This window comes from Pectobacterium carotovorum, assembly GCF_900129615.1.
Classification (GTDB): domain Bacteria; phylum Pseudomonadota; class Gammaproteobacteria; order Enterobacterales; family Enterobacteriaceae; genus Pectobacterium; species Pectobacterium carotovorum.
In genome coordinates this window covers 537,174-548,455 of the sequence record NZ_FQWI01000001.1, presented here as the reverse complement: position 1 = coordinate 548,455, position 11,282 = coordinate 537,174, and the positions used below count along the sequence as shown (strand labels likewise).

Below are 11,282 nucleotides of genomic sequence, written 5' to 3'. Positions count from 1 at the left end.
CACTAACGCAACAGGCTGGACGAGGGTCTGTTGCGTTGCCCTTTGGCAATCAAGGCATATCCAGTCCAGCAGGAACCCACCAACAGGAAACCACCGTCAGCAAGGAACGGCGGCATATCATCGGCAATCTGGAGGCATGATGTTGAGATATTTTATTATGGCGTTGGGGCTATGTGTTTCGTTGGTGGCCTGCTCAAGCCCGAATCCAATGACTCACGTTCGCTGGAGTTATGGTACGGGGAGCAATATCGATGAAATCTGGACGACCAACGTTGAGTTTTATCGTGGAGGGACGTTTATTGGTGGCTATCCAGGCGGGGGGGTAGGACCAGGTGCCAGCGTAAAACGGATTACACAAAAGCGCTATTACTGGGCTGGCGGTGGCGGCTTGCCGGTAGGCGGCATGCCTGTTCCCGACAGGGCGATTATAGAGATGGTGTCCTCCTACGATCGCAAGCGCTACCGCATCAAGGTTGATTTGCCTGCCGATTTGACCCAAAAGATGCAGCAGCGCTACCAGATTGGTGAGCATATAGACCAGCGTAGCTGGCTTTATTTTGGCTTGGCACCCGGTGGCTATTATGAAGTGCTATTGAAAGGCGATAAGTTGCTTGTCAAACCAGATCTCTTGCTTGCCCGCGGTATTGCCGAAGAGGTCACCGACAATTGGTATGATAAAAAGTTTCCAATCGGCGTGAGTCAATATACGGTGACGCTTCAGAACTTTGACAAAGAATACGGCGAACTGTTTAAACAGCACCCTATTCCGTTAGGCATGGACTGGGCACCGATCATGGATGCCTATCGTGCCAACCAGCCTAAAACGGACCAGCAGCCGATTAAATAACGTGATTTATCACTCGGTGTGTGCTCAACGGATTAAGAAGGGACTAAAAATGGGAAACGCAGTTAAATTAGGCGATAGCGACACCGGGCACGGTAACCATCCGCCGACGCCCGTCGCGGCGGGCTCATCAACGGTTAAGGTTGATGGCATGCCGTTGGCCCGACAAGGCGATTCTTTGGTTCCCCACGGTCATGCTCGGAGCATCAGCGGTGGTTCATCGAGTGTATTTATTGATGGTAAACCCGCGGCACGAACGGGGGATGCGGTGAGTTGCGGTGGTGTGTTGATTGGTGGGGGAACGGTCACCATTGGGTGATGGGTTACTGACGCCTGATGTCTAGCTAATCGAGCCACAAAAAGCCAGCGCAGGTTTCCCTGGCTGGCTTTTCCCTGATGCGGTAATGGCGCACGTATTACATTTGACGCACCGCAATAAAATGATCGGCGATCAGGCGGGCGACCCAGAACGAGGTCTGGGCTACGTCGCTATGTAGCCCGTTCTTCGTATGGATGTCGGCCTGATGCAGAAAATCCTGCTCCAGCGAATCCACAAACGCATCGAACTCGAACTCACCCCGTCGCAGCGATCCTGACTGGCTGAGTACCGTGTTCAACTGTGTTCTCACTAAATGGATCGCCTGCGTGAACGATTCACGTTGCGCCGGCGTAATGTATCCGCCTTGTCTGGCAAGATCCGCCCAGCGTGTCGGTGCGGGAGAGGTCATCGTGTTTGGCATCTTACTTCACCTGTAAGTTGGCGGAATCCGGCACTTTGTAGTGATTATTGACGTTCGTCAGATTGATGTTACTGCCTTTGACGTTCAACCCTTCACTGTCGCTTTTCACGAACGAGAACTTGCCGTTTTCTGCGTCAATGTTGCTCAGGTTCAAGTTCCAGTTACCTTGTTGCCCACCGTTGGTGCGGACAAACGTACCGAAATCTTTCGCTTTGAAATTATCGATAGTCAGGTTGGCATCTGCGTTCAACTGGAAAATTTTATCGGAAGCGCCCTGAGCGCTACTGTTGGTGATTTCAACGTTGGCAGGCTTACCAGTATTGGATTTCACCGTCAGCGCATCTTCACCCACGTTGGTCCAATGCACGTTATCAATTTTGGCATCGCCGCGAACGTGTACGCCATCCGCTGCATTGTCACCAAACACCACGTTTTTCAGCGTTGCGCCCGGAGCCAGCTCAAATACCGGCTTCTGGCCTTCAGCCTGGCCACCGTCGCCTAACTTGCTGCCAGCGGTAAAGGTTTTACCACCGCCGTCAAAGACTTCGCCAGGGCCGACTTTGATGGTGTCATTTACCACGGTGGTATCACCGCTGGCCTTTGGGAATGCAACTGGGCCAGCACCTGCTGTTGATGTGGTGGGGGATGTCGCCGAACCGCCATCAACACCGGTTGGGGCGGCTGTTAGTGGAGCAGACGCGCCGCCGCTGCTACCACCAACGGGTGACGACGGCGCTGATGGTGCAGCAGGGGATCCACCACCGCCAGCAGAGGGAGCAGACGGTGCGGCAGGCGAGCTACCGCCGGATGAAGCCTGCGGCGCGCCCACAGACGGCGAACCGCCACCTTGTGATTGTCCTTTTTCTTGCGGCTGACCGAATTCACCTTTCTGTGAATCCATCAGATTGCCGATCAATTCCAGCAGCGCTTTTAACAGATCGTTACCGCTCAGTTGACCACCGCCGTCTGCCGTTGGGCTAATCGCATTGTCTAATGCGCTGCCTGCCGAATCTTGCAGTAGAGAACGGCTCAGATCTTCTGGATTTTGCGCACCGCCTGCGCCACCCGTGCCGGATGAACCCGCCAGCGGTGAGGCACCGCCGTTGCCGCCTGCCGCGCCCGACGAACCGGAAGAGAGTGGACTCCCCGCTTCCTGACCATTTTTGCCCTGAATCAGCGTTTCCAGCAGTTTCATCAGCATATCGGCAGGGCTGCCGTTTTGCCCTAACGCCGAGCTGCCGCCGTTGCCCGCACCGCCCTGGCCCAGCGGGCTGCCATCGGTTGAGGATGGCGTATTGCCCTGTGCATTAGGCAAGAGCGCGCTAAGCAATGTGCCCAGCGCCTCCATGAGCTGGCTATCCTGCTGTGCAGAGCGTTGCGAAGCCCCGCTGTTGCTGCCCGAAAGCGGGGAATTAAGACCTGTCGATGACAGTCCTGCTCCGGGTTGTATGCTGAGCGTAATCGTCATATCGGCCATAACATTTCCTTAAAAGTGAAGTGAATAGTGATGAGTCATTAACAGGCTTACGTCTGTTGTGTATTAAGTGAGGGAAGGTGTGATGTGGTTCCCGTTCAGGGAAGCGAAAGATGTCGGGAACCAGAAGGGGAAACTGACCACTTAACCGACACGATCACTTCATCATCCTTGGAACCTGTTATGCAGAAAATCCAGCATGTTCAGCCCGGTCTATCCACGTCGGAAATTGCACCTGCCACGTTAGCGAAAACATCGTTATCGCAGGGCACTAGCACCAGTGCGAGCCAGAAAGGTGCGCAGTCTCTGATTCAGCAAGGTTTGCATGATAAAAACAAACCGCCCGAGCTGGAACAGGGAAATGGCAGTTCAGTGAAGAGCCAGGACTCGCGCTCGACTACCTTGCGCGAGCTCTTTTCATCGGAAGGTGTGAGTCAGGGGTTACCGCGCGCGCCGCGTGATTCGCTGGCATCGGGTGGGCCTATCCAGAGCCTGCCGCGTTTTGCCTCCACCGAAGCTGCTGAGATCAAAATAAGCGGCAATCATACCTCTACAGCCGCCGCGAAATCTGATATCACGCTGGACAGCCACGGTAAACTTCAGTTCGGCAAAGGCTTGCCGGAAGCCTTGACCACGCTGCTACAACAGACCATCGGGAAGAATAGCCAACCGTTCGTGGCCCACCATGAAAATCAGGATGCGCAGCAGCACGCGCTAGCCGACAAATCAGGGCGGCTGTTCGTGATTCAAAGCGATGACAATCAACATATTGCGCTTCACAGCAGCGGTCGCAGCGCGGTGCCAGCAGGTAAGTTGAGCGCGAGTAACGTACAGCTGGAGTCCACGCCGGAACGTATTGCTCTGAAAACAACCTCGGGCGAATCCACGAGCGTGCCGCTATCTGGACGCATGAACCACGAGTTGCTGACTGGTGTCCACCGACAGCCCGATTCAGCGTCAGGCGCGGGTGAGCAACTGCGTCTTCATGACGGCAAGCTCTTTGCGTTGAATACCGAGTTTGGCGTCTGGCAGCAAAGCAGCGATGTCGCCCACAGCCAGTTATCCCGGCAGGGGGATGGTCAACTGTATGCAGTCAAAGATGACCACACGTTGAGCAACTTGTCGTCAGGGACGGCGTCATCAACCTTCAGCGATAAAATTACGGCGTTCTCTGCCAATCAGAACGGGCAATCTGCCGTGCTGACCGAGCAGGATCACCTTACGCAGTTGCATCTGATGAGCACGCTGGATGCCACACCGCAGCCAGTTGATCTTAAGCTGGAAAATGGCGAACCCGTGTTTGCGAAAGCGGTGAGCTTAACCGCTGAACACCTGCTGATTGCCGATAATGACGGCAAACTTTACCACGCACCGCTGCCCGAGGCGGGTGAGTCGCACGCCACATTGACTCCGGCCAGCACGCCGGAACTGAATGCGGTGCTGGGTGACGACCATCGTATTACCGGATTTGCCCACGATGAACACGGCCAGACGCAGGCACTCGCCACCGATCGCCAGGGACAAAAGCACGTCGCACCTCTGGGGCAGAATGGGCTGTCCCCTACGCCGGGGTGGAACCTGAGCGACAGTCTGGTGGTGGATAATAAGCTGGGGCTGACCACGGCAGCGCCCGAGGCGAAAGACACCTTAGATCTGGGACGACTGGGGCAGATCGGGCTACAGGAAGGCAAAGTTCATTTTTACAACGGCAATACCAAAAGCTGGGAGGCATCCAGCGTTGAAGCCAGCCAGCTCAAGCGCGGGCTGGACAATCAGGCTTACACGCTAAAAGACGGTGAAATCAAGCCGCTATCCATTAACCAGAAGTCAGACACGTTTACGCACGGCGACAACACCGTGTTTGCGCTGCCGCAGGTGCGTATGACGCCGTCTGCGGGCACCGCGCTCCCGGGAATTGCCAAGGACGATGGCGTCTCGGCGATGGCAGTGATCAACCGTAATAAATTTATTGCCGTCGATAAGCAGGGCGATCTGCATTTCCACCAGATCAAGCCGGGAACGGATAAGCTCGCAGCGCCACCGCTGGCGCTGCCTAAAAATGGCTTGGCCGGTGAGATACAGGACATCGCGCTGGATCACCAGCAGACGCTCTTTGCCCTGAATAAAGACGGGCAGCTTTTCCAACTGCCGAAAACCGACTGGCAAAATGCGGCGAATCACGACAGTGCACAATGGCAGCCGGTGAAGACGCCGGCAGAGGGCAAAGTGAATTCACTGGGCACGAATACGCAGCATCACTTGCAGGTGGCGCATGACGAGCATGAACTCCATACCCTGCAAGGGAAGGAATGGAAAACGACGGTACCAAAGGGGGAAGCGCCGTTAACCGCGGCGCCACGTGCGGCAGAAACGGTGTTTGGTCGGCTGGATGTGGCGACAAAAGGGGGAAAAATACCGTTAACCGGGGTTACGTTTAAAGCCGATGTTCAGGTTCTCGGTAAAACGGGTGAAGAGTCGCAGCAGGTGAAAAGTAAACTGTCAGATCTGCTGCGAGCCCATCTGGTCTCGTTCACCCTAGACGTACCGCGACCGATAAAAACCTTTGCCGACCATGTGCAGCATCAGGTCAGCGGGCGTGAAGGCCTGAAGCCTGTTTATGACATGCAAACCGAATTACTGAAAAAGCTGGATGCGACGACCAGTCAACCGCAGGGAACGGTGACAGATCTGGCGAGTAAGCTAGACAAGCTGGATCTGGGGGAGAAAGGGAAACCGCTGGTGAACCTGCTAAAACAGTTCCATACCGAACTGGAAAGCAGCTCGGCCAAAGCGGCGCTACTGATTGGCAGGCAGCAGGGCGTGGTGAACGATAACGGCGTGATGAACCCGGAAGGCAAACCCGCCAGCCTGCATGGCAGAGAAAAAGATCTGGCCCCGGTACTGCTGGCGGCGATGGAAAGTCATCCGTCATCGAAAACGAGTACGGCCAGTACGCTGATCAAAACCTTTGTCGACAGCAAAACGCCGATAGCCCAAAAGCCGAATAGCGAATCATTTGGGCAGCAACGGGATACCAGCGATGCACTGTCACTGGCGAAAACGCGACTGGTGCTGGATACCCTGGTGCTGGGAGACTTACATAAGCTGACGGATCGCATCGGTGCGCTATCCGGCACGTCGCCGGGCGAGGCGGCACTGGCATCAATGATGAAAGAGCTTAACGCGCTGCGGCAGGGAGATTACGGTGAAAACCCGGTGAAGAAGATGACCGACATGGGGTTCACCAATCATAAATCGCTGGAGGCGGATTACGATTCGGTTAAGACCTTTATGAAGGCGTTCAGGAAAGAGGACAACGCCGTCAGCGTCACCTCAAAAACCGTGATGCAGGCGACCAGCCAGACTGACATGATCGATAAAATGAAGGCGACCGTGCTGTCGTTAGACAGCAACGAAAGCATTGCCTTTAACCGAACCTATGGCGGCGGGGCATCCATGTCGTTTGTCGTCAGCGGCACGCCATTACCTTTCCCTCCGGTGCCGGGCGGCGGCGTCAGCGGCGAACGAAATTACAATCTGAGCTTTTCTCGCGGTGAAAATGGCATCAACGTTGCCTTCGAGCGTTCGGGCGGGATTACCGGGAAAGTGAGTTACTCCGGCGGGTATGACGTCAGCCAGTATCTGACAGGAAAAACCTCGGCGCAGATGACGCAAAGCATCAACAGCAAACACAGTTTCACACCGGACGTTCGCGCCTCCTTCGGCGTATCCGCCAGCCTGCAAATGGCGCAGCAAAACGCCTTGAACTTTACCCTTAGTGAAGAAGAGCTCCCCGGATTTATTGACGGCCTGTCGAGCGGCACCATCAACCCGCTTGCCCTGTTGGATAAAGGGGAGCAGCACAGCGTGAAGGCGGGGAAAACGGTCAGCTTCAATCTGGATGGTAATGCAGCGCTGGAACTGCGCGCCGGCATTAACCTGACGGAAAAAGGCGCGGCACCAACCAGCGCCACGTTACGCGGGTCGGTTGGCGTGACGGCGAGTGCCAATGTGCTGTCTGCCGCCAGTTCCTCCAGCGTCGCGCAAGGCGAGAAATCCACCACCTATACGGAATCCGACAACCGCCTGCGCTTCATGAATCAGGCTGCGATGGGGGCAAACGCGACGCTCAGCGCCGGAGCCGCCAGAACCACGCCTGAGGGCACTGTCCCGTTCTTCACCTCGGCCAGCATCGGGGTGAATGTGGCGGCAGACTCGCGTACTAACCAGTCAATTAGTCTGGGTATGAAAAAGGCCGAACCGCTAGAGAACAAAGACATTGAGGCGTTGACCAAGACACTGGCTTCCGCCTTTAGCGATCCGGCCAGCCAGCTCTTAATCGACAGCGTGAAAAAAGTGGCGGAACCGGGCGATCAACTGGCCATCCTGAATGAACATTTTGCGGGTAAAACGGCGAAAACCGACGATCAGCATCAGGGATTGATGAATTTGCAAAAACTGAATGTGCGGCAGGATGTCGCACAGCGCGACGGAGCCACGCTGGATAGCGTCAAACACACGACGTCCTATACCAACCTCAGCAAACTGACGGAAAACGGGCTGTTTCAGGTCATCGGCAACCACTTGTTCTCTTCGTTGCCGCCAAGTAATGCCGATCGTATCAATCAACTGATCGCGGACAATCCGGCGCTGAAGGATATCGTGAGCCGCTTGCAGGATAACGACAGAGCCTCGGTGACGGTCTCGCTGGAACTGAAAGACGATGTGCGGGAAAAGATCGAGAAGGGCATTCAGAACAAGACGCACGGCAAGGATGACGTCATCGCGCTGTTCAAAGACGGCAATAATTTGCGACTTGCCAGCATTGAAGTCTCGAAGGCGGTGAAGAAGAGCGAAGGGTTCAATACCCCGGCGGTCATCATCAACGCGTCAAGCAGCGCGGGCGTCAGTATGAATAAACTGCTCGGCAACGTCAGCTTTAGCTACGGACAGGATCAAACCGTGCCACAAAGTTACAAACTGAGTGGCGAGATTGCAAAAGCCAATCCTGCTACCGCTAACGCGTTGCAGCAGCTCCAGCAGGAAGGCCTACAGCTTAACGGTTAATCGTAAATAACATGCGGTGATTAAAGGAGAACAGGATGACACCCACACAACAGCATATTACTCGGCTATTACGCCATTACGGTGCGCTCAGCCGTACTCAGTTGGGCTTGCAGGACGGCATCTGCGCGCTACGCGAACCTGACGGTCAGGAGGCAGTGGTGTTGGAAGTCCCTGCCAGCAGCGGCGTGCTGCTATTACACAGCGATGTGATGCGCTTTCAGGGGGAGGTTAGCACGGCGGTGTATCAGTTCATGCTGATGCTTAACTTTGAAATGGCGGCGATGAAAGGCTGCTGGCTGGCGCTGGATGAGAATGCGACGCTGCGTTTGTGCACTCAGCACACCGCAGAATCGCTGGACGAACCGAGCTTTACTGCGCTGCTGCCTGCCTTTATCAGCCAGGCCAAAGAGACCCGACTGTTGATTCGCGGCTTATTACCACGGTTCATCGCGGCATAACGTGATTGAGCCACGGCACGCTATTGGTCGATGGCAATAAAGGCCAGCATCGTTTCGCTGCCGTCCAGAATATCGGATTGGATAGCCTGTCGGGCGGCGCTGGCATCGCGCTGCTGTAGCGCCGCGAAGACCTCTTCGTGATGTTCGATCGCCATCTGCACGGAAAAATGCGCATAGGCCTGCGCAATTAACGGGCCTGTGCGCATCCACAGGCTGCCGATAAACTGCGTCAATAGCGGCATACGCGCCGCCTGCGCCAGGAACAGGTGAAATTCGCTATTTAACCGTAGCGCTTCGCGTAGATTTTTCTCGTCAATCGCCAGACGATTCTGGCGAATATTCTCTTCAATCTGCTCCAGCATCTTCGGCGTAATGTGCGCAGCAGCCTGCTCGGCTCCCGTGCCTTCCAGCGCCAGCCGCAATGTGCGGATCTCGATAAACTGGGCTTCGGTCAATTGAGGAACGCGGATATCGCGCGGCGTCTTGAGCACCAGCGCCTGTTCTTTCGCCAGTTGCAGGATCGCGTCTCGTACTGGTGTGACGCTGGTACCAACCTGTGCGGCAAGCTCGCGTATTCTCAGGCGATCGTCCGGTTTGAGTTGGCCGGTAATTAACGCCTCACGCAGCATGGTATAAACGCTGGAGCCCAGATAGCTGTGATTGATCTGCCCAATTGGATAATTCACTGTTCCTCCAGAGAGAAGCGCTGCGCAACGTAATGAGATAGAGATGTGGGTTGATACCGCAACGACCCGCGGCGATGAGGCGTTAATATACAATATGATGCATCAACGACGCTATGGGGTGAGATACCCCATGGGTGAAGAATCGACAAGAAAAGGTCATGAAATACGCAGTAACGTATGACGAGGTGTAACCAATCTAAAATTATTGGTTAAGGAAGTATTTTATCGCGACTTAACGCAAACCGATTGTCATAAAATTATATATTACCTGACATATTGAGCTTGGTAATTAACGGTTCTACTATGCCGAAAAAATTATTATCAGGGATGAAGCCATGCGTGGTTTTTTCAGGCTGATCGTTATCATGCCTGCGCTATTTTCTTATACCGTATTTTCCGCGCCGCTTAATCCGGCAGACAGAAATGACATTCAGCAGCGGCAGGCCGAGGTAATTGATCAGTCCCGGCAGCAGCGCGATGAATTATTACAGTTAAATCAACCTCAAACGACGATAAATCCAACTAGCGGAAGCGATGCTGGACACTGTTTTTTCATTAAAGATATTAATTATCACAATAGCTCCCTGCTGCGTGAAAAAGATAAAGATAAGTTAAATAAAGATTATATTAATCGTTGCCTTAATGTTAACGATATAAATCAGCTGATTCATGACGTCAGTAATTGGTATATCGAGCGGGGTTATATCACTAGCCGAGCCTTTATTGCTGAGCAAGATCTTTCTGGCGGCGTATTGCAGATCGATATTCTGGAAGGCCGCCTCGAATCTATTAATATTAATAATCAATCGACGTGGGCATTAAAACAGGTTTTCCCAGGGCTGGAAGGCAAAATTCTCAATCTCCGGGATATCGAGCAGGGCATGGAACAGCTCAACCGCATGCCGACGCAGCAGGTAAGCATTGAAATTCAGCCCGGCAGCCAGCCCGGTTATTCCATCGTGAACCTTACCAGTAAAAAGCAAATTCCGCTGACGGCAAATATCGGTTTTGATAATAGCGGACAGAAAAGTACCGGAGAGCGGCAGCTCAGTGGCGGCCTGTGGGCGGATAACGTGCTGGGGCTGGCCGACCAGTGGTTTGTCAACGGCGGGCACAGCAGCGAATTTCGCGATAGCCGCAATGTCGAGAGCTTACAGGCGGGCGTGTCGCTGCCCTATGGTTACTGGACGCTCAGCTACGACTACTCCCAAAGCCGTTATCGCAACGATTTCATCAACCGGGATTTTGTCTGGCATTCAACCGGCGACAGCCAGACGCACCGCGCCACGCTGTCACGCGTGGTGTTTCGCAACGGCGACATGAAAACCAGCCTCTCGGCGGGCCTGTCGCACCGTATCGGAAAGAACTACCTCAACGATGTCCTGCTGCAATCCAGCAGCCGTAAACTCAGCAGCGCGATTATCGGCATCAACCACAGCCAGAAACTGTGGGGCGGGCTGGCGACGCTCAACCCGGCTTACAGCAGAGGAACGCGCTGGTTCGGCGCTGAAAGCGATGAAGGGAAATCTGATGATGCGCTGCGCGCCGAATTTAACAAGGTGACGCTGGCGGCCAGTTATTACTACCCGATTGCTGACAACCTTCATTACCTCACCAACGTCTACGGCCAGTATTCACCGCAGCGCCTGTATGGCAGCGAGCAGGTAACGCTGGGCGGTGAAACCTCCGTGCGCGGTTTCAAAGAGCAGTATCTCTCAGGTAATCGCGGTGGTTACTGGCGCAACGAACTCAACTGGCGAGCGGCGCAGTTGCCGCTACTGGGCAGCGTCACCCTGACTGCGGCGGTGGATGGCGGACATCTTTTCTCACATCAGGCCGACAGCGAATCGGCGGGTACGCTGTGGGGCGCGGCGGTAGGCGCGGGTGTCGCGAATCAATATCTATCACAACAAATCACGGTTGGCTGGCCGTTGGCACACCCCGACTGGCTAAAACCGGATAGCGCCGTGGTGTATTACCGCGTTGGGCTTTCTTTTTAGTTTTTAACTTTTT

Annotated in this window: 8 protein-coding genes; 5 read left to right on the top strand and 3 right to left on the bottom strand. The window is 54.6% G+C overall.

The window, feature by feature from the left end; all coding sequences use genetic code 11:
* The first annotated feature begins 136 nt into the window (after window positions 1–136).
* Entirely contained in the window at window positions 137–847 is a 711-nt protein-coding gene (locus tag BUB06_RS02400) for a DUF2931 family protein (RefSeq protein WP_236689868.1), read from the top strand.
* A 49-nt stretch (window positions 848–896) separates the two neighbouring features.
* Window positions 897–1,163 carry a type VI secretion system PAAR protein gene (locus tag BUB06_RS02395; RefSeq protein WP_039473326.1) on the top strand — a complete coding sequence of 89 codons (267 nt, stop codon included), beginning with the start codon at window positions 897–899 and terminating at the stop codon, window positions 1,161–1,163.
* 97 nt (window positions 1,164–1,260) lie between these two features.
* Here BUB06_RS02395 and BUB06_RS02390 read toward each other — a convergent pair whose 3' ends face one another.
* Window positions 1,261–1,584, bottom strand: coding sequence for a hypothetical protein (locus tag BUB06_RS02390; RefSeq protein WP_039473324.1), 324 nt, complete (start codon window positions 1,582–1,584; stop codon window positions 1,261–1,263).
* A 1-nt stretch (window position 1,585) separates the two neighbouring features.
* Entirely contained in the window at window positions 1,586–3,061 is a 1,476-nt protein-coding gene (locus BUB06_RS02385) for a pectate lyase (protein WP_039473322.1), read from the bottom strand.
* 180 nt (window positions 3,062–3,241) lie between these two features.
* Between BUB06_RS02385 and BUB06_RS02380 the strand changes: the two genes are divergently transcribed.
* Together BUB06_RS02380 and BUB06_RS02375 are read left to right on the top strand one after the other, a co-directional pair.
* Window positions 3,242–8,125: an AvrE-family type 3 secretion system effector gene (locus BUB06_RS02380; protein WP_039473320.1), complete on the top strand. Its 4,884-nt coding sequence runs from the start codon at window positions 3,242–3,244 to the stop codon at window positions 8,123–8,125.
* 35 nt (window positions 8,126–8,160) lie between these two features.
* Window positions 8,161–8,583, top strand: a complete 423-nt coding sequence (locus BUB06_RS02375; protein ID WP_039473318.1) for a type III secretion system chaperone — start codon at window positions 8,161–8,163, stop codon at window positions 8,581–8,583.
* 20 nt (window positions 8,584–8,603) lie between these two features.
* On the opposite strand, the gene BUB06_RS02370 is transcribed toward BUB06_RS02375, so the two are convergent.
* Complete coding sequence (locus BUB06_RS02370) at window positions 8,604–9,269, bottom strand: GntR family transcriptional regulator (RefSeq protein WP_039286325.1); 666 nt, start codon at window positions 9,267–9,269, stop codon at window positions 8,604–8,606.
* Window positions 9,270–9,604: 335 nt separating this feature from the next.
* On the opposite strand from BUB06_RS02370, the gene BUB06_RS02365 reads away from it, so the two are divergent.
* The gene (locus BUB06_RS02365) at window positions 9,605–11,269 is read left to right on the top strand and encodes a ShlB/FhaC/HecB family hemolysin secretion/activation protein (RefSeq protein WP_039473316.1); all 1,665 of its coding nucleotides are present in this window, start codon (window positions 9,605–9,607) and stop codon (window positions 11,267–11,269) included.
* The last annotated feature ends 13 nt before the right edge of the window (window positions 11,270–11,282 follow it).

Coding starts and splice junctions, on each gene's coding strand:
- BUB06_RS02365 (WP_039473316.1), top strand. CDS start 9,605: ATGCGTGGTTTTTTCAGGCTGATCGTTATCATGCCTGCGCTATTTTCT.
- BUB06_RS02380 (WP_039473320.1), top strand. CDS start 3,242: ATGCAGAAAATCCAGCATGTTCAGCCCGGTCTATCCACGTCGGAAATT.
- BUB06_RS02390 (WP_039473324.1), bottom strand. CDS start 1,584: ATGCCAAACACGATGACCTCTCCCGCACCGACACGCTGGGCGGATCTT.
- BUB06_RS02400 (WP_236689868.1), top strand. CDS start 137: ATGATGTTGAGATATTTTATTATGGCGTTGGGGCTATGTGTTTCGTTG.
- BUB06_RS02395 (WP_039473326.1), top strand. CDS start 897: ATGGGAAACGCAGTTAAATTAGGCGATAGCGACACCGGGCACGGTAAC.
- BUB06_RS02385 (WP_039473322.1), bottom strand. CDS start 3,061: ATGGCCGATATGACGATTACGCTCAGCATACAACCCGGAGCAGGACTG.
- BUB06_RS02375 (WP_039473318.1), top strand. CDS start 8,161: ATGACACCCACACAACAGCATATTACTCGGCTATTACGCCATTACGGT.